Genomic DNA, 17,948 nt, shown 5'->3' on the forward strand with positions numbered 1-17,948 from the left:
GCGGCGGTAGTGTCGCCGCTGCACCAGGCGGATGTTGCTGGTGGCTAGTTGAGTTCGGGCCGCGGACACGCCACTTCAGGCGTGACTGTGATGAGCTGGACGTGGTGGGCGAGCATCCCGTCGGTCATTGACAGCAGGTAGGACACCGGCTTGCGGTCGGCATCGTAGGCGTGCAACAGGCACCGTGAATCGCGACCATAGGAGACGCTCACGCTGGCTGCCCACAGTCGCCGGGCGTCGCTGATCGGTGTCAGAACGGAAACGAGCTCTGCGGCCTGAGCTGAGCTCCGGTGACGGCCCAGGGCGGATTTCAGCATCGCAACCGTCCAGGAGCCTTCGGATTCGGAGTCGACGACCACGCTCTTGCCCTGCTCACTCAACATCCACACCGCGATCGAGCTGGTGTCGTCGATGCCGGGAAAGACCTCGGCGAACAAGTCGTTGCGCGCCAGCACATTCCAGAACGGGTCGATGAAGGCCGCTGGTATGGCGCGGGATTGGAACAGGTCGAGGTTGAGCATGAGCGACTTCTCGGCTCGGACATACCTGCGCAAGGCATCGGGTGGCGCCAGCGTGATCGCGGGGGCGGCGAGCTCACGAAGGTGTGAAGCCATGGCTCTGTCCACGCGCAAGCCGATAATGATCTTCTCGAGCGTGTCGGAAGGCGGCTTGGAATCGCCGCGTTCGAAACGCCCCAGGTGAACGGCGCTGAGGTTGAGCTCTGCGGCTGCCTGGGCCTGGGTGAGCCCGAGATCGTCTCGAATCCATCCGATGGTGGTACCGAGGTCGGGGATCGAGACCTGTGGTCGGTTGGGGGCACGTCGACGTTGACGTCCCTTGCGGGGTCGTGAAATTCGGTCGTTCATTGCATCTCCCCCCCGGGAGGTAGTGACGGAAGTCACAGATTGAGTGGTTTGAACGGAGTATTTCGACTTCGTGACGAGACCAGGTCTACCAGAGGGCGTTTCGGGCGGCAAGTTAGCCCGCAGCTGCCCGAATCGTGGACAGGCATGTTCATGACAACCTCATAGGTAAGGCTACCCGGTGACGATGGGACCGCTGCGGAAGGCGAATTCTATTGCGCGGTAAGAAACATTTCTTGATGCGTCAAAGCGAATCTGCTGCACAGGCCGCTCTTCCTTAACTGATCATTTTGTGATCTATCAAAACTCGATCAGTTAAGAACCTAGCGTCCCAAGGGATTTCGTGGTTTGGATGGAAAGTGCAAGCCACTCCATGCATTTCGAGAAAGGATTTCCTGTGGATCCCATCATGATCGCCAGCTACATCAACGCCGGGCTGGCGCTGCTCAGCAACGGCCTGGCACTGGCCGGCAACGTGCTCAACCTGGCCCTGCACCTGCTGTGAGACCCGCCCCGTAGAGGTACCCCGGCCGGGCGGCAGCCCGCCCGGCCGGGCCTCTCCCAGCGGGCGGCTCAAATTCGTTTGCCGCGCAACGTCAGCGGCACTTCCTGCATCTCAACCCTTCATCGAGAAAGGGTCTATCCGTCATGCCTGAATCCCCCTCGACCACCTACTCGAACGCCGAACTACGTCACCTCGGCGCCCTGTTGACTCGCCGCGGTAGCACGTTGCTGCTGGCCGCCGCCATTCCTGTCGCGATTGCCGTGGCAGCTCCGGCCACGGCCCATGCGAGTGCACCTGCGGCTGCTGTGGCCGACCAGGGCGGTGTCACCAGCCCGGCCCAACCCGGCACCGAAACGCCCGCTCCGCCGCCGCCTCCCGTCGAACCGGCCCCCGAACCGGCGCCGGAGCCGTCGCCGCCGGTGTATTACGAACAGCCCCAACAGATTCGCACCGGACTGGCCCGTCCTGCCCCCGAGGTCGATGAGCCGGTGGAGCCGGTGCGGATCGAGGAACTGCATCTGCCCGTTTCGGTGGAGTCGGTCGCGCCGATCGTGCCGCCGGAGAACACGGTCCGGGTAGGGGAGTGGCAGACTCCGAGCCCGGACTGGTTGCCGGTGGAAGTCCGCGACACCATCAACACCACCGCCGCCGGTGCCGAGGCGCAGATCGCGACAGCACTGGACTCGGTCGGTATCCCGGCCGGGCGCTCCGATCGCGTCAGCGGCGCGACCCTGGGTGGCGCCGCTGTAGGCGGTGCGGCCGGTGCGACCGTGCTCGGCGCCCCCGCGGCTGCGGTGGGCGCCGTAGCCGGAGGGCTGATCGGTGGCACAGTCGGTGGAATAGCTGGGGCCGCCGTCGGCATCGTCATCCCGGTTCCCATCATCGGGCAAGTCACCAGCGGAGTGGCGGGTACCGCCCTGGGCGCCGCTGCCGGAGCTGCCGCCGGCGCGGCGATCCTCGGAGTACCGGCCGGTGCCGTGGGCGCGGCGGTCGGCGGAACGATCGGTGCGGGATTCGGTGCAGGCGTCGGAGTCGGCCAATGATCGGCAGCACACGACGTGTCGCGGTCGTTGCTGCCGCGACGGTGGGGGCAGCGCTGTTCACCACGGTCGCACCGGCGCCTCCCGCGGTCGCGGTGCCGATCAACGGGTGCCCGGCCCTGTTCATCCTCGGCGTTCATGGCACCGGGCAATCCTCACCGACCGCCGACCCGCTTGCCGACACCGGCGTCGTCGGATCGTTGATCGGGCCGGTCGTGAGTGCGGTGCCTGCCCTCGTACAGCGCGCCTACATCGGATACGCCGCGGGATTCGGCGGCATCGTCCCCGGTGGGGGCTCCGACCCCTACGTCGCCTCGGTCTCGGGTGCCCGGGCCAACCTCGACGCCGCGGCACAACAAGTCATCGAGGCGTGCCCGAACACGATGCTCGCTGGCGTCGGTTACAGCCAGGGCGCCCAAGCGATGGCCAGCTTCGCCCGCGATGTCGGCGCCGGATACGGCCCTGTCCCGGCCGATCGTGTGGCGGGGATCGCGTTGTATGCCAACCCGGATCGTGGCGAACTCGAACCGGTCTTCCCCGGTCGGCCGGGGCAAACCGTGCCCGATCCCGCACCCGGTACTTCCGGTGCGGAGGTCTCGGCCGTGCAGGTCCTCGCGGCCCCGGCGGGCGGGGCGGGTATCGCGACCACCGGCGACGGCTACGGGGCCCTCGAGGGTCGGGTTGCCGATATCTGCAGCGATGGCGACCTCGCCTGCTCGGCACCCGGCCAGGCCTCGGTTCTGCGGTTGGGTGCCCAGCTCTTCGCCCAAGCGGACCTGACCAACCCCGTCGCGGCCCTGTCCACGCTGGGCAACGCGTTCTCCTCGGCGCTTGGCGAGGCGTGGAACTCCGTGATCGTCCACGACTTCCACCTCGGCGAAGGCACTGTCGACTACGCGCCCCAGACGGGTTTGGGGCAGCGGCTCGTCGATGCCGGTGACCCCCGCACACCGGTCCCGGATCCCGGTGCCGCCGCGGCACGGTGGAACGAGATCGTCGCGACGGTCGTCGCGAACCCGCTGGTGTTGTTGCCGCGTCTGCTCGCCCAACTGTCTGGCGCGTGGGGCGAGCTCGCGGCCGAGAACACCGAGCTGATCAACCCGGTGACGTGGTTGCGGTTCGCCGACACGGTCGGACGCCACAACGGCTACGCGCTGACCGGACAGTTGAACTCGGGTATCGCCTGGATGACCGCGTTGGCCCACGACATCGCGGGATCGCGGTCATGACCGGCACATCGTTGACCGGCGGCGCCGGAGCGGACCCGTTTCGTGCGAACACCGCGATCGGGTTCGACCGTCCCGGCCAGGTCCTGCGTACTCGCGAGGTCATGGTGCCCCACATCGCGGGTCTGAGCCGTGCCTGGCAGGTGATCTACACGACCAAGACCACCTTCGGTATCGCCGTTCCCGCCTCGGGCATCGTGCTGGAACCGACCGCCGCGACCGACAGCGCGATCGCTGGGACGCCGGTGGTGGTGTATTGCCCGACCTTTCACGGCTTGGGTGGGCGTTGCGCGCCCTCGCAGCTGTTGGTCGACGGGAACGACCCCGACACCAGCAGCATCGCCGCCGCCCTCGTCCAGGGCTGGCGGGTCGCGGTCCCCGACGGCATAGGCCTGGGCATCCACGGCGCCGGGCCGCACCATTGGCTGGCGAAGAAGGCCGGGGCCCATGCAGCGCTGGACCTGGCGCGCGCGGTCATCGCTGACCCTGACGGCGCGCGACTCGAGGCGCCGGTCGCGGTGTGGGGTTACGCCGACGGTGGCCGTGTCGCTGCCGCGGCCGCGGAGTACCAGCCCGGCTACGCTCCCGAGCTCGATCTGCGCGCTGTCGCGGCCGGTGCGGTGATCGGCGATCCCGGCGCGTTGATCAACACCCTCGACGGGGGCCCGTGGTCGGGGCTGGCGTTCGCGGGCATGGTCGGGTTGGCGCGCGCGTATGCGCATCTGCCGGTCGATCACTTGCTCACCGATGTCGGTGTCCGGGCGGTCCGGGCGGCGTCGGAGGCCGACCTGGACGCGTTGCTGGTGGAGTTCCTCTCGCCGCTGGCGGCCTGGTGCGAGCGCCCGGACCCCTGGAACGACCCGGTCTGGCATTACATCCTCACCCACGAAAACCTCGGCACCTCAACACCGTTGGTTCCGATTCACCTGTATCACGGGTTGCTCGACGGGCTGGTGCCGATCGAGTCCGGCCGCGCCTTGTTCGCCGAGTACAGCTCCCGCGACGTGGCGGTGTCCTGGTCGGAATTCGACGTCACCCATCTCGGCGCGGCCGACCTCGGCGTCCCCGACGTCCTCACCGCCCTGCGCACCGGATTCGCCCGCCCGCCGCGCCATCAAGGCCTGAACCCGACCAACTGACCATCTGACCGCCTGCCCGCACCACCCCCTCCGGTGCGGGCAGGCACCCCCACTCGCTATCGACCGGAAGCCGAAACCGATGAACCACACCACTATTGGGCGCCGAGCCCTCGCGATCGCGGCCACCTGGCTGACAGTGACCGTCATCGGAACCACCCCTGCAGTGGCCGAAACCACCAGCACACCGGCACCGACGACGTCCTCGCGCGAGCCCGCGGCCGCTGCCTGCCCGGTGTTGTACGTGCTGGGTGTCCAGAGCGGCGAGGAAGGTGCCGCCACCTCTGTCGACACCGGTGACACCGGGGTGCTGGGTCAGGCGTTCGGCCGGTTGGGTGCCGCCGTGGGCGCGCAGATCGAGCGGTCCTACATCGTCGTCGGCGCCGAGGTGAACACCACGAACTATCCCGCCGCGGTCACCGCCGCGGCCGAGCAGATCGAACAACGCGCCACCGAGGTCATCGACCGATGCCCCACGACTCAGATCGCGGTCGCCGGATACGCCCAAGGCGCCGCCGCAGCAACAACTTTCGCGGAGAAGGCTGGGAACGGTCAGTCGCGGGTCCCGGCCGACAAGGTCGCCGCGGTGGCGCTGCTGGCCAACCCGGCGCGCCGAGCAGCGACCGGTGCCCTCCCCGGTACTGCCAACGCTGTGGTCCCGGCCGCGGCGCCCGGCACTGCCGGAGCTGAGGTGGCCAAGATCGAGCTGGCCAACGTGGGGCTGTCCGGGGCCGGAATCGCCGCCAGTGCGGCCCCGGCGAACTACGGGTCGCTGGTCGGGCGGGTGGCTGATCTGTGTGTGGCCGGGGACGCGACGTGTGATGTTCAGTCCGGGAGCCCGTTGTTGACCGCGGTCACCAACATCACCGCCCAGACCGAGGGCAAGGACCCGGTTGCCGCGATCGCCACGGTTGCCCAAGCCCTGGCTTCCACCGCGTTCAGCACGGCGGTCGGCGTCGTCAACGACGACATCTCCGGCACCAGCTTGGACCAGCTGTCCTACACCCCCACCCAGACTCTCGGTCAGCGCATCGCCGCCGCGTCCTCACCGACAGCGACCACACCGACCGAGTCCGACGCACTCTCGGCGTTGTTCAAGATCGGCACGATCGGGTTGAACGCCGTGGTCTCGGTGGCCCAGAAGGTATTCACTGCCACGACCATCGCCGAGCTCGCCGCCGTGGGGTTGTCGAACCCGGCCGCCGCGGTCGCGGTGCTCGGTACGAAAGTCGCCGATGCCGTGGTGGATCTGGTGCCCCCGCAGTCGATCAGTACTTGGGTCAACGACGCGTTCGAGGCCATCACCTCCACCATCACCGAACCCCAAGACCTCTACACCACCTCGGCGACCGCCCAATACAGCGACGCCTCCGGCCGCCGTAGCAGCTACAGCACGGTCTCGGTGACCGCGAGCGGGGACACCCCGCTGGCCGCGACGACGGCGTGGTTCACCGCGATCGCCCGCGACCTCAGCGCCGCGACGCCGTCTCCAACGGAACAACCGACGCACTCGTCCACCACTGCGAAACCGACTGTCACACAGACCGGTTCGCTATCGGCGACGACCAGTCCACCGATGGCGCACCCCTAGACCCCTTCGGAGCACGACGGGCCCTGGTTCCTTCCCCCTGATCAGTGGCTCTTCCCAGCGGCGTGCTCCGAAGGGCCCGACCCTCAACCGAACCACCCGACCGAGCGAGGAGGTGAACACCATGCCCACCGATGACCTGAGCCGCAGCCACGGCCTCGACTGGCTCAACAAACCAGTAACTCCACAACCCGATCCAGAGGAGCCACGGCGGCTCGGCGAGCACGTCCACCGCCGAGCCACACCGCCACGCGGGTCACGGCTCGTCGCGTTCAGCGCCGCCGCCGGCATCCTCACCGGAGCGGTCGCTGCGGTCGCGGTGGACATGGCTGGCAACGACCGCACCACCACCGTGGCCTCCGCGACAACGACGACCTCGCTTACTCCTGCCTCTACTGTCGCCGCCACCGAGCGGGCCTGTGCCGGGCTCACCGCGCAAACGATGACAGCGGGCGCCGGGGACACCACGACCCTTGCCGGTGTGATCGCGGCGTTCGAATACGCCTACTACGTCACACGCAGCGCTGAGGACGCGCTGCGATTGGTGACCCCGCAGGCCGGAATCACGCTCGAACCGCTGACCGCCGCGATCACCGCGTTACCGGCCGGCACCACCCACTGCGTCGGCATCACCCCCATCGCGGAGAACACCGCCGAGGTCCACCTGGTGGAACTGCACCCCGACGGCCGCCGTTTCGACTACCTGCAGGTCATCAACGTCGCCGCCGCACCGCCAGCCGGGTTGGTTATCACCAACATCCAGAAGCGAGGCAGCTGATGCCCGCATCGACCCTTCAGCAGCATCCCCTCGCCGTGATCGGGGGCCGCCGGTTGGACCCGGTGACGGTGACCCTGCCACGCCGCGCGGCCGGTATCCGCGTAGAACCGCTGCCGACTACCCGAGCGCACCCACCGGCGGTCGCGATCGTCGGCGCCCACGGGGGAGCAGGAACCTCGACGCTGGCGCGGTGGTGGGCGCCCGCTGCGGACTGCGAACAGTCCTGGCCGGGCTCGCCACAGACCACCCAACGTGTCGTTGTGGCGGCACGGTTGTGCCTGCCAGGGCTGATCGCTTGCGCGGACCGACTGCGGGAATGGCACGCCGGAGCAGCACCCGAAGGTGTCGAGGTCGTCGGTGTCGTGCTCAGCGCCGCCCGCCCGGGCCGGGTGCCGGCACCGGTGCGCCGCTACCGCGCCGTGGTCAAAGACCTGACCGAGCACGTGTGGGAGATCGGCTGGCATGACGAGCTCATCGAACGCGAACTCAGCGAACTCGCCGAGTTCAGCCCCTTCGACCCCGCCCCACAACGCCGCGCCCGCCTGACCGAAGCGGTGCCGCTGGATGTCCATCACGTCGGCAGCGAGCTCATCGACGCCCTCGCCCGCACAACCAAAAACCCTATCGACCAACACGATTCGGAGAAATAGCGATGTCGGTTCTTTCCGTCGTGGGCGACAGCGTGACGGTGCTGGCCCAAGAAATCAAGATCAACCCGACCGTCCCGCCGGGCGGGGACAAGCTGACCAACCTGGTCGGCTACCTGTCCTGGCTGGTCATCCTGGCCGGGGTAGCCGCGCTGATCTATGCCGGGGGCAAGTTCGGGTGGGAACGCTGGCACGGCGGCGCGGTCGAATCACCCAAGATCGTGTTCGCGGCCATGGTCGGCGGCATCATCGCCACCTCCGCCGGCGCCATCATGAACGCCGCCGTCACCGGAGGGTCCTGACATGCAGGCGCCGGAGTACCGCCACGAAACCCGCGGTACCACAACGGATTCACACGCTGTGGCCATCACCGCCGCCGACGGCGCAGCGCTGACGGGATCCCGGTTCGGAATGCCCGACGCCGCGCTGACCGTGGTCTACCTGCCCGGACCGCTGGCCGATGCAACGCATTTCGCGCCGATGATCACGCTGCTGGACCGGCATTTCCGCGCCGAGGTCGCCCAGCTCGTGTACGAGCAGCGTGGCCACGGCAACGGCCTTCCGCTGCACCCCGGACCCGCCGGGATGGCACAACTCGTCGAGGACCTGGACACCGTCATCTCCCATGCTGACGGTCGCGTGGTGCTGGTCGTGCATTCGCTGGCCGCGATCGTCGCGCAGGAATGGCTGTTCCACCACCGACGCGACCCCGCCCGCGTCGACGCGATCGTCGCGATCACACCGGTGACAGAGCTACCCGATCACGACAAAGCCCTCACCGAACACCCGACCGGTTCGGCCCGCCGGGCCGGTCGACGTCTCATCCACGAACTCTCTACCGCCCTGGGCGAGCACCGCCTGCACACCGACGCCGAACTCGAGGCCGCCCTCCACACCCTGCGTGCGTACCGGCGCTGCGGGGCCGACCTAGCGGTGGTCGAAGACCTGCTGCGCGCGACACCCACCTGGATCGTGGCCGGGCACGCAGACCCAGTCGCGCGCTACGGGCGGGTCACCGAACTCGCGGAGACGGTGTGGGCTGAACTGAGCAGCCTGCGCGACGGGGGTCATGACCTGGCCCGAACTTTTCCCTGGTTGCCGGCCGCAGCGGTGTCTTCCGCGATCCGCGTGGCGCGAGACGCTGACCGGTTCGGAGGCCACTGGTGATCGCCGCACCGCTGCCCGCGCAGGTCTTGGCGCCGCTGACACAGCTGTTGAACTGGCTGGCCTGGTTCGTGCTGCTGCTGTGCGTGGCGCGCGCGACCTTCGTCGGCGGCCAACTCGCCGTTCGGATCTACCGCGAAGAAGCGATCGAAGGGTTCATCGGATCCCTGGTCGCCGCCGCACTCCTCGGCATGGCCAGCGCCCTGGCCATCGCCATCCTGCCCACCTGACACCACAGGACACCCTATGCAACACAAACTTTCGGCACACACCAACCCGATGATCACTGCTTGGCTCGCCCTCGTCATCACCGGCATCACCGCCACAGGCTGTGGCGGCACCGACCCCGGCGAGGACCAGCGTCCACCGGCGAGCACCACAGCAGAACAACTGCTTCCCACAGGGCTGAGCTGGCGCCCGTACCAGGGCATCGATCTGCCAGTGGCGGTCCAAGGCCCACGCGTGATCGACAGCGCGACCGCCACCGACTTCGACCGGTCCCCGGCCGGGGCCGCGCTGGCCGCGATCCACACGACCGTGCGCATGTCGGTCGCACCCGACAACCAATGGGCCGCGGTCGGGCAGCGCATGATCGCCCCCACCCGAGGCCGCGATGCCTGGGCCACAGCACGCGCCCAGGTCTCGATCACCACCCCAGCCACCGACACGACACCCACCATCCTCGGCTACCTCGTCACCACCTACACCGACACCGAAGCCCAGATCCAGACCTACTCCCTGTATCCGGACAACTCGACCACTCGCAACACCGCCACCGTCATCTGGGCGACCGACGGGTGGCGACTACGCCTGCCCGACACAGTGACCGAAAGCCCGGTCACCGCAGTCGATTCCGTCCCCGCCGACATGGTCGCCCTGCCGAGACCCTGAGGACCAACTGATGCGTGCCACTCGAACCCTCGTCCTGCTACTCAGCATCATCGCTGCCGTAGTGATCACCGTATTCGTCCTGACCGTCACCGGCGACGACCAGACCGCCACCACCCAACCCCCCGCCCAGAGCGGAGATGGCCCGACGACCGCTGTGTCATCGACGGCATCGTCAGCAGCACGTCCGCCGACGGTCGACATGTTCGGCAACCGCCTCGAAGTCCCAGCGGAGGAAGCCGGTTCGGTCTTGCCGCAAAGCGCCCAGGACGGTGTCGACCCGGCGCGGCCGGACTACTTGAGAGCACCACCTGCGCGGTTGCAGTGGCAGCGCATCTGGGGCGGCGCGGCGGTGCCGGTCTCGGGTAGCGACGGCCCCGCCCGCATCGATGCCGGTGTAGCGGAAGGGTTCGCGCGCACGCCGCAAGGTGCCGCGTTGGCGGCGATGGACGCGATCGGGCGAGCCTATGCCGCGCCGGAACCGATATGGCGAGAAGTGGTACGCGAGCGCTTCTACGGAGGCGGTGACACCTTGATCGACCAGTTCGCCCGCTCCCGAACCAGCACCCCAGGAATGGCACGTTACGTCACCGTCCCTGAAGGTGTGCGGATTGAACCCGGCTACCGCGACGACCTCGCTGTCGTTCAGCTCGCGATCCGTTCGACGACCGGGTACGCGATCGCGACCTGGCCGATGGTCTGGGTCGACGGCGATTGGCGCATCCGCACGCCTGAAATCATTGAGACGCTCTGGCGTCCAGCCACACCCGTCGCCTCGACCGCGGGGTTCGACCGCTGGAGGCAGCCGTGAGCACCCTCGCTGCACCGGGCAACGGTGTTCATGCCCAGATCATTCCCGATCTCGCCTGTCTCGCGGTGCCCGGAGTCCAGGAAGCGTGCCAGCTCGCCGATCTGGCCGGCGAGGCGGCTGAGGTGGCGAGCGACTCGGTGATCGGCAGCATCGCCGCCGATCTCATCGACAGCCTGGTGATCATGTTGCGGCTGGTGATGGCCTGGTGGACTAGCTTCCCGTCACCGGAACTGACGACCTCCCAAGGACAGCCCGCGCCAGTGCTCGGACAGATTCGTGACTACACCAGCGGGTTGCAAGTGGTCCTGCTCACCGCCGGGATCATGTTCGCCGCCGCGAGACTGGCACTGGCCAAGCGGGGCGCCGCCGCAGGGGAAGCACAAGAGAGCTTCCTCATGCTGGCACGGGCGACGTTCGGGGCGATGACCTTCGGCGCGCTCATCACCGTCGCGACCACTGCCGGAGACGAATTCGCCTCCTGGGTGGTCTTCGACGCCGCCCGCGGAGACCTCGATACCGCTGTCGGCCGCATCGCGGACCCCCGAATCACCGGAAATTTAGGGCCAGGAGTCCTGCTCGTGCTCGGCATATTGGGTTTGATCAGCCTGCTAGTTCAGCTCGTCATGCTGGTGATTCGACAGGCCCTTCTCGTTGTCGTTGTCGCGGTGATTCCGATGGCGGCCGCGGCATCGGGCACCGGTCCCGGTTCACAAGCCTACAAACGGCTGGTGGCGTGGTCACTGGCCTTCGTGTTGTGGAAGCCGGTCGGGGCCCTGGTTTATGCCATCGCGTTCACGGCCACCGGCACTGACGACGAACCAGATACTCAGTTAGTCCTGCTCGGGATGATCTTGATGTTGATGAGCGTAGTCGTGCTGCCCGCGCTGATCCGCTTGATCGCACCCGCAGTGGCCACCCTCGGCGGTGGCGGCGGCGCGGCATCAGCGCTGGCCGGCGCCGGGGCAGGGATCGCGATGTCGGCGGTCGGCAGCCGGGGATCCCAAGCCAGAAAGGTCTCGGAGGCCGAAAGGTCTGGCTCGTCGCTAGGGTCATCGAGCCCGAGCGGGCCGTCCTCTCCGCCGGGCGGCACCGGTGGGGCGAGACCGATGGCGGCGAATTCAGGCTCGCCACCCGGAGGGTCACCCCCCGCATCGGGCGGTGGCGCGCCCAGGTCCGCGCGGGCCGGTGGAGGTGGTTCGAGCGCAGGTGGTTCGAGCGCGGGCCGGGCCTCAGCCGCTGGCGCCGGTGGGTCGGGCAGTGCCGTGGCCACCGGCGCGATGGGTGCAGGACCTGCGGGTGCGGCGATGTTGGGTGCCCAACTCGCTGTCGGTGCGCTGCAAGGCATCGCGTCCACCGCTCAACGCGCTGTCCCGGAATCGTCGGGCCAGCTGGATCCGGACTCGCTCGGTCCCGGGGAGGTCCGCCGATGAGCACACGAATGTATGGGCGCTGGGAGCAGCCACGCTCGGCCGGGTTCTTCGGATTGACCTGGGGCGTTTCGCTTCTCGGACTCGGCCTGGTGATCACGGTGATGGTGTCGTTCATGATCACCCGCTCCCTCGGATTCGCCGGGGCGGTCCTGGTGGGGTCGGCGGTGGTGTTCGTCCCGCTGGTGGTAACCCGCAACGGGCGCACGGGGTGGGAGCTGTTGCTGTTGCGAGCACAGTTCGCGCGTGCGCGGTCTCGCGGTGAGCTGACCTACCGATCCGGACGATTCTTCCGCCTGCCGGGGCTAGCGAAACTGCCTGGCCTGCTGGCTGATTCGCGTTTGACCGAGTACGAGACGCCCGGTGGGAAGCGGTTCGCGATGCTGCATATCCGGCGCAGCGATCACTACACGGTGATCGTGCGGGTGATCCCGCGCGGCAAGGAACTCGTCGACCAGGCCCAGATCGATTCCTGGGTCGAGGGATACGGCCAGTTCCTGGCCTCGCAAAGCCGGGGTGGGGAAGTGGTCGCGGTGACCGCGGTGCTGGACAACGTCGTGGAAACCCGGTTGAAGCAAACCCGGGAAGTCGCGCGCCTGGTCCGCCCGAACGCCCCCGATTTCGCCAAGGCGGTGATGACCGAAGCCGCCGCCGACAGCGGCGGGGTCGGGGTGCGGATCGAAGCACGCATCGCGATCACCTACCGAGCAATCGGCAAAGGCCGTATCCGCCGTGATCAGGCCGAGCAGGCCCGTGAGATCGGGCAACGCCTGCAATCGGTGTTGTCCCAGCTCGCCCGCGCCGGCCTGCCCGCCACACCCCTGCAAGCGTGGGAGGTGCTGGGATTGGTGCGCGGCCGATTCGACCTCGCTTCCCAGCGTGATGTGGAGGCGGCCGGGGAGCGGATCGTGGAGTCGCAGTCGTGGGACTCTGTCGGCCCGCTGGCCCATCAGGACCGGTGGGATCACTACGTTCACGACGGGGCCCGTTCGATCACCTGGGAAATGGACGGCGCACCCCGCGGCGCGGTGATGGAAACCGTCCTCGAGGAACTGCTCCGGCCGCGCCCGGACGCGCCACGTAAACGGGTCGCGATCGTCTACCGCCTGCATTCGGCCGCGGAAGCGACCTCCCTGGTCGATTCGGACTTCCGCGACGCGGTCGCCGCCGAACAGACCGAACGCGGCATCTCCTCAGCCGCGGCCCGTATCCGGGTCGGCAACACCTCCGCCGCCCGTGAGGAGCAAGCCCGCGGGGCCGGGTTGACCCGGTTCGGGGTGCTGGTGACAGTGACCGATCACCTCGACGCGGACCTGCCCGGCATCGAGGCCTCGGTCAAAGGAATGGCGGCGGCGTCACGGTTGACGGTGCGCCGCTGCTACGGCTACCAAGCCGCCGGCTTCGCCGCCTCCCTCGGCATCGGGCTGATCCTGCCCGAGCACGCCTCCATCTCCGAACGGGTCTCGGGATGAACGGGTACACGAACAGCGCGCCCGACCGAGGCCAGCCCGCGAAAACCGAAATCATCGAGGGCATCCGGGTTCTGAGCAAAACCCGCCGTGCAGAAGTCGAGCTCGCGGCCACACAGGCCGGGCTGCGGGGTCGGCGGGCACGGATGCTGCTCTCCAGTGACGATCATCGCCGCGCAACCGCGGCACGGCGTCGCGACGGTCGCGCCGGGGACGGGTTCGATCTGAACGCGCCAGTGTTGACCGACCGCGGCTACGGCGGGCCAGGAGGTGGGCGGGCCTCGGTGGTGCCGCGCACACCGGAGTGGCGTGCCACAACTGTGCAGGTGGCCGGGTTGTGGCCGTTCTGTGTCGGGGCCAGCGCGCCGACCGCGGGGGTGCCGGTCGGCAGTCACTACATCACCGGTGCCCCGGTGCATTTCGACCCGATGTCATGGTTTCTACGCGGGTTCATCACCGCGCCGATCGCGTTCGTGTTGGCGCTCAACGGGTTCGGCAAGTCCTCGCTAATCCGGCGCATCATGACCGGCGCGGTCGCGGCGGGGGAGACCGTGCTGTGCATGGGCGACACCAAAGGCGAGTACCGCGACCTCGTCGAACGCCTCGACGGACAAGTCGTCGACGTCGGCTACGGCCACGGCACCATCAACCCCCTCGACGTCGGCGCCCTCGGCGCCGTCATCGCCGCACTACCCGATGCCGATCAACGCCGCCAGGTCATGGCGCGGGTCGAAGCCGGGCAGATCAACATCGTCGCCGGGCTGATCGAGCTCGTGCGCGGCGCCCGAGTCGAAGACTACGAGGAAGTGCTGCTCGCCGCCGGTCTACGCGAGCTCTACAGCCCCGCAGGCGGGTTCACCCACCAGAACCCACCGCTGCTGGAAGACCTGCTCGCGGTGATCTCGGCCGGCGGGGAGCGGCTGCGCGCATTCGCCGAAGAAGACGACGAACTCGCCTACCGGGCCGCCACAAAACCGTTGCGCCGGTCGATGCGTGCCTTGGTCGAAGGCCCGTTCGGGGCGATCTTCAACGGACCCACCACGACCCGCCTGGACCTGTCGAGCCCCGCGATCTGCATCGACATCTCCCGCATCCCCGAAGGCGACACCAAACTGCTGGCCGCGGTCCTGATGACCTGCTGGTCAGACGGTTTCGGCGCGGTCGCCGCCGCCCACGCCCTCGCCGACGCCGGGCTGGCACCCGCACGAACCTTCGAGGTCGTGATGGACGAGATCTGGCGGGTGCTCGGCGTCGGGGAATTCATGGTCGACCGCGTCGACGCACTCACCCGGCTCAACCGCGGCCTGGCCACAGGGCTGATCATGTGCTCGCACACCATCAAAGACCTCGCCGCCTTCGATTCCCCCGCCGCACAAGCCAAAGCGCTCGGCTTCTTCGAACGAGCCCGGGCGAAGATCATCGGCCCGGTCGGACCCGAAGAAGCCCACCGCATCGCCGCGGTCGCGGGGATGACCGACACCGAGAAACTGCTGGTCACCTCCTGGGCGGCGCCACGCCCACCCAGCGACGACGATCTGGACACCACACGACGCGAAACTCCGCCTGGCACCGGGTGTTACCTGCTCAAGACCGGCGAAGCCGACCAGCCCGGCATCCCGTTCCGGATGGTGTTCACCCCCACCGAACGCAACTCCGAGATCCACAACACCAACCGCCGCTTCGACAACCTCGGCCAAACCCCGGCAGGTCGGTGAGCCCGAGATGACTACCGGTCCGACGATTCTCGCCGCCCCACAATTCCTTGCCGCCCACTTCTTCCCCCGCCAATTCGGTACGAGTCCGAATTGGCATATCAGCGCCTCGAAATCGGTTCGCCACAGATCGCAACCACTGCAGGACACATTGTATCGCCCACACATCGAACACAACACGGACCCGACTGAAGAAGAGGAAATTCGATGAACAAGCCAGCTGATTTCGTCGTGCTACAGATGGACCGCACAGCCGTCTACGGGCGAGGTGATGTCGAGGACATGATGGATGTGCTCGAGGTCGACCGGCTGCGCATGCGAATGTCCCCGGCCGCCGATCGGGTCCAGGTCTGGTACGTCCCGGACACTGTCGGGCCGAACCCCCTCAGTGAGCAGATCCTGACCCGCCTGGGCTACTGGGATCCGGCGGGCTGGACCGGGCCGATCGCCCTGACGATACGCCCCGAACCATTCGACACTGCCGCACCATTCGCAGCCGACGTGCGCGAGCTGGTGGACGAGGTGGTCAACACTGCCGGTGGGGTGGTCACCTACGCCAACGTCTCGACGACGAGTCCTACCGTGAAGGCTCACACGAGGATCGTGGTGAGTGCGCGCGACCGGCCAGCCGACGCAGCTGAGGTTATCGAACCGCAAGCGGGGATCGCGCAGGCCGTGAATGCCGCACTCGGCGACGGTGGCACAGGCGTCGAGTCCCCCGATCACCCTGAGGCCGACACGGCACCGCCTGGACATGTCCACGACACGGCAATCGGCCCGGATTTCGGCTAGCGGAAACCAATTGGCACTTCGCCACCGCAGACGAGTAATGCGCGCACACCCTCAGTGAAATGCGAGAGATCAATGGAAACCGAATTCGATACATCAGCGAGAAATACATTGCTCGCGCACGAGACACAGTGCGGAACATTCCTTTGCGGGCGAAGTCGGCAGAATCCGTGATGAGCACCGTTGAACGTGGTTCACGCCGAAACCGCACCCCGGCCGCCTGCACCTGCGCCACGCGCACTCATCTGGTGGGGCGATGAGTGGCGCCGTACGGGCAGCGGCCGCGGTGACCAGTGCGGTCCTGCTGGTGGTCGTGCTGCTGTTCTTCGCCGGCACCGCACAGGAACGCGGCTGCGCATCGTCGACGGCGCCGGACCAAGCCCCCGCCACCCGTAGTGCAAGAACGATGCCGATGGCCGAGGGCACTTACACTCTGACCTCGGGTTTCGGAATGCGTTGGGGCACACAGCATCAAGGCCAAGACTTCGCAGCAGCACCCAAGACCCCGATCTATGCGGTCGCTGACGGTGTCGTGGTGCGGGTGGGCGAGGCGAGCGGGTTCGGGATCTGGGTGGTCATCGATCACAACATCGACGGGCAGATCGTGTCCTCGGTCTACGGGCACATGTTCGCCGACGACGTCTACGTCGAACAAGGCCAGCGCGTGGGCATCGCACAACTGATCGCGGGCGTCGGATACAACGGCCAGACGGTCCCGGCAGGACCGGACGGTGCACATCTGCATCTCGAAATCTGGACGGGCGGAGGAAGGTTCGGCGGCGGCACCGCGATCGACCCGATGCCGTGGCTGCGAGGTGGGTCGGCACCGAGCAGCCCGGTCGAATCGACCGTCCCCGCGCCCTCGACGACGCCGGTCCCGAGCGGGAGCACGGTGATCGAGGCCGGGACAGCGGCAGGGGCCGAGCTGCCCGCGATGCCTGCGGCGATCGGCTCCGAGAACGGATTGCAGGTCGACACGATCCGGTTGGCGCGCACCATCGTCCAGCAGTTCCCGCAGGTGCGAGAGATCGGCGGTCATCGTGAGGACCCGTTGCCGGATCACCCGAGTGGCCGGGCGATCGACATCATCATCCCCGACCCGACCTCCGGGGACGGCAAAGCCCTCGGCGACCGGATCGCCGAATTCGTACTCACCAACGCTTCCGCTCTGCGCATCGACTACCTCATCTGGCGCCAGACCTACCGCTCGGCCACCGGCGAATCCAACGTGATGGAAGACCGGGGTGGGGCGACGGCGAACCATTTCGATCACGTGCACGTCACCACGCTGGGTGGCGGATACCCCGACGGGTCACCGATCGGCCCGGTCACCACGAACCCTGCCGAGGCCGTGACCGCCACGACGTGTGGGCCGACAGTCGGTGACACCGATCTGGAACCCGGCACGGTCCCGGCCGAGCTCGCGATGTGGTACCGCCTGGGCGGCACGGTGTGCCCGCAGATCGGTGCCCCGCTGCTGGCGGCTCAAGGCAAACAAGAATCCGGATTTCAACGCGGGCTGACCTCATCGGCGGGGGCGCAAGGATTGGCCCAGTTCCTGCCCGGCACCGCGACCGCGACCGCCTCCGACGGGCAACCGTATGTGATCGACGCCGACGGCAACGGTGTCGCCTCGGTGTGGGACGACGGCGACGCGATCATCGGCCAAGCCCGCTACCTGTGCGACATCGCCGACAACGTCGACACCTGGATTCGTGAGGGCAAGGTCGTGGCCCCGAACGGGCCCGCCGAGCTCTACCTCGCCGGCTACAACGCCGGCGAACACGCGGTGCTGCGCTCGGGCGGATTCCCCACCGGCTCACCCGATTACGAAGTCCAGACCCGCCCGTACGTGGCCAACATCCTCGCGATGGCCATCCAGATGTCGACGACGCTGAGCTGAGG

General features: G+C 67.9%; 17 protein-coding genes. 16 read left to right on the top strand and 1 reads right to left on the bottom strand.

From position 1 onward, the window contains the following. Nucleotides 1–44: 44 nt before the first annotated feature. Entirely contained in the window at nucleotides 45–866 is an 822-nt protein-coding gene (locus Q7X29_RS13515) for a helix-turn-helix domain-containing protein (protein ID WP_316574262.1), read from the bottom strand. Nucleotides 867–1,511: 645 nt separating this feature from the next. Here Q7X29_RS13515 and Q7X29_RS13520 point away from each other — a divergent pair. The 16 genes from Q7X29_RS13520 (at nucleotide 1,512) to Q7X29_RS13595 (ending at nucleotide 17,946) form a co-directional block, all read left to right on the top strand. Further along, entirely contained in the window at nucleotides 1,512–2,411 is a 900-nt protein-coding gene (locus Q7X29_RS13520) for a hypothetical protein (RefSeq protein WP_280306189.1), read from the top strand. Next, nucleotides 2,408–3,637: a cutinase family protein gene (locus Q7X29_RS13525; RefSeq protein WP_280306187.1), complete on the top strand. Its 1,230-nt coding sequence runs from the start codon at nucleotides 2,408–2,410 to the stop codon at nucleotides 3,635–3,637. The genes Q7X29_RS13520 and Q7X29_RS13525 overlap by 4 nt, the downstream gene beginning before the upstream one ends. Next, nucleotides 3,634–4,773 carry a lipase family protein gene (locus Q7X29_RS13530; protein WP_280306185.1) on the top strand — a complete coding sequence of 380 codons (1,140 nt, stop codon included), beginning with the start codon at nucleotides 3,634–3,636 and terminating at the stop codon, nucleotides 4,771–4,773. Before Q7X29_RS13525 ends, Q7X29_RS13530 begins: the two co-directional genes overlap by 4 nt. Nucleotides 4,774–4,852: 79 nt before the next feature. Beyond that, nucleotides 4,853–6,361 (top strand): cutinase family protein, encoded by a 1,509-nt coding sequence (locus Q7X29_RS13535; protein WP_316574263.1) that lies wholly within the window; start codon nucleotides 4,853–4,855, stop codon nucleotides 6,359–6,361. Between the two features lie 121 nt (nucleotides 6,362–6,482). Next, entirely contained in the window at nucleotides 6,483–7,136 is a 654-nt protein-coding gene (locus Q7X29_RS13540; protein WP_280306182.1) for a hypothetical protein, read from the top strand. Between the two features lie 260 nt (nucleotides 7,137–7,396). After that, nucleotides 7,397–7,786: a hypothetical protein gene (locus Q7X29_RS13545; RefSeq protein ID WP_316574264.1), complete on the top strand. Its 390-nt coding sequence runs from the start codon at nucleotides 7,397–7,399 to the stop codon at nucleotides 7,784–7,786. Nucleotides 7,787–7,788: 2 nt separating this feature from the next. Then, entirely contained in the window at nucleotides 7,789–8,085 is a 297-nt protein-coding gene (locus Q7X29_RS13550; protein WP_067641759.1) for a hypothetical protein, read from the top strand. Nucleotides 8,086–8,143: 58 nt separating this feature from the next. Next, nucleotides 8,144–8,950 carry an alpha/beta fold hydrolase gene (locus Q7X29_RS13555; protein ID WP_280306180.1) on the top strand — a complete coding sequence of 269 codons (807 nt, stop codon included), beginning with the start codon at nucleotides 8,144–8,146 and terminating at the stop codon, nucleotides 8,948–8,950. After that, nucleotides 8,947–9,177, top strand: a complete 231-nt coding sequence (locus Q7X29_RS13560; RefSeq protein ID WP_280306179.1) for a hypothetical protein — start codon at nucleotides 8,947–8,949, stop codon at nucleotides 9,175–9,177. Before Q7X29_RS13555 ends, Q7X29_RS13560 begins: the two co-directional genes overlap by 4 nt. Nucleotides 9,178–9,193: 16 nt before the next feature. Then, a complete protein-coding gene (locus tag Q7X29_RS13565; protein WP_316574265.1) occupies nucleotides 9,194–9,838 on the top strand; it encodes a hypothetical protein in 645 nt (214 codons plus the stop codon). A 10-nt stretch (nucleotides 9,839–9,848) separates the two neighbouring features. Further along, a complete protein-coding gene (locus Q7X29_RS13570) occupies nucleotides 9,849–10,646 on the top strand; it encodes a hypothetical protein (RefSeq protein ID WP_316574266.1) in 798 nt (265 codons plus the stop codon). After that, on the top strand, nucleotides 10,643–12,076 hold the full coding sequence (locus Q7X29_RS13575) for a hypothetical protein (protein ID WP_280306176.1): 1,434 nt from the start codon (nucleotides 10,643–10,645) through the stop codon (nucleotides 12,074–12,076). Before Q7X29_RS13570 ends, Q7X29_RS13575 begins: the two co-directional genes overlap by 4 nt. Next, the gene (locus Q7X29_RS13580) at nucleotides 12,073–13,545 is read left to right on the top strand and encodes an SCO6880 family protein (RefSeq protein WP_280306175.1); all 1,473 of its coding nucleotides are present in this window, start codon (nucleotides 12,073–12,075) and stop codon (nucleotides 13,543–13,545) included. Before Q7X29_RS13575 ends, Q7X29_RS13580 begins: the two co-directional genes overlap by 4 nt. Nucleotides 13,546–13,778: 233 nt before the next feature. Continuing rightward, complete coding sequence (locus tag Q7X29_RS13585) at nucleotides 13,779–15,257, top strand: hypothetical protein (protein ID WP_394358684.1); 1,479 nt, start codon at nucleotides 13,779–13,781, stop codon at nucleotides 15,255–15,257. A 204-nt stretch (nucleotides 15,258–15,461) separates the two neighbouring features. Continuing rightward, complete coding sequence (locus tag Q7X29_RS13590) at nucleotides 15,462–16,046, top strand: hypothetical protein (protein WP_280306173.1); 585 nt, start codon at nucleotides 15,462–15,464, stop codon at nucleotides 16,044–16,046. 253 nt (nucleotides 16,047–16,299) lie between these two features. Continuing rightward, nucleotides 16,300–17,946: a peptidoglycan DD-metalloendopeptidase family protein gene (locus Q7X29_RS13595; protein ID WP_280306171.1), complete on the top strand. Its 1,647-nt coding sequence runs from the start codon at nucleotides 16,300–16,302 to the stop codon at nucleotides 17,944–17,946. The last annotated feature ends 2 nt before the right edge of the window (nucleotides 17,947–17,948 follow it).

This window comes from Nocardia canadensis (genome assembly GCF_032656385.1).
Taxonomy (GTDB): Bacteria; Actinomycetota; Actinomycetes; order Mycobacteriales; family Mycobacteriaceae; genus Nocardia; species Nocardia canadensis.

Coding starts and splice junctions, on each gene's coding strand:
- Q7X29_RS13515 (WP_316574262.1), bottom strand. CDS start 866: ATGAACGACCGAATTTCACGACCCCGCAAGGGACGTCAACGTCGACGT.
- Q7X29_RS13520 (WP_280306189.1), top strand. CDS start 1,512: ATGCCTGAATCCCCCTCGACCACCTACTCGAACGCCGAACTACGTCAC.
- Q7X29_RS13525 (WP_280306187.1), top strand. CDS start 2,408: ATGATCGGCAGCACACGACGTGTCGCGGTCGTTGCTGCCGCGACGGTG.
- Q7X29_RS13530 (WP_280306185.1), top strand. CDS start 3,634: ATGACCGGCACATCGTTGACCGGCGGCGCCGGAGCGGACCCGTTTCGT.
- Q7X29_RS13535 (WP_316574263.1), top strand. CDS start 4,853: ATGAACCACACCACTATTGGGCGCCGAGCCCTCGCGATCGCGGCCACC.
- Q7X29_RS13540 (WP_280306182.1), top strand. CDS start 6,483: ATGCCCACCGATGACCTGAGCCGCAGCCACGGCCTCGACTGGCTCAAC.
- Q7X29_RS13550 (WP_067641759.1), top strand. CDS start 7,789: ATGTCGGTTCTTTCCGTCGTGGGCGACAGCGTGACGGTGCTGGCCCAA.
- Q7X29_RS13565 (WP_316574265.1), top strand. CDS start 9,194: ATGCAACACAAACTTTCGGCACACACCAACCCGATGATCACTGCTTGG.
- Q7X29_RS13570 (WP_316574266.1), top strand. CDS start 9,849: ATGCGTGCCACTCGAACCCTCGTCCTGCTACTCAGCATCATCGCTGCC.
- Q7X29_RS13580 (WP_280306175.1), top strand. CDS start 12,073: ATGAGCACACGAATGTATGGGCGCTGGGAGCAGCCACGCTCGGCCGGG.
- Q7X29_RS13590 (WP_280306173.1), top strand. CDS start 15,462: ATGAACAAGCCAGCTGATTTCGTCGTGCTACAGATGGACCGCACAGCC.
- Q7X29_RS13595 (WP_280306171.1), top strand. CDS start 16,300: ATGAGTGGCGCCGTACGGGCAGCGGCCGCGGTGACCAGTGCGGTCCTG.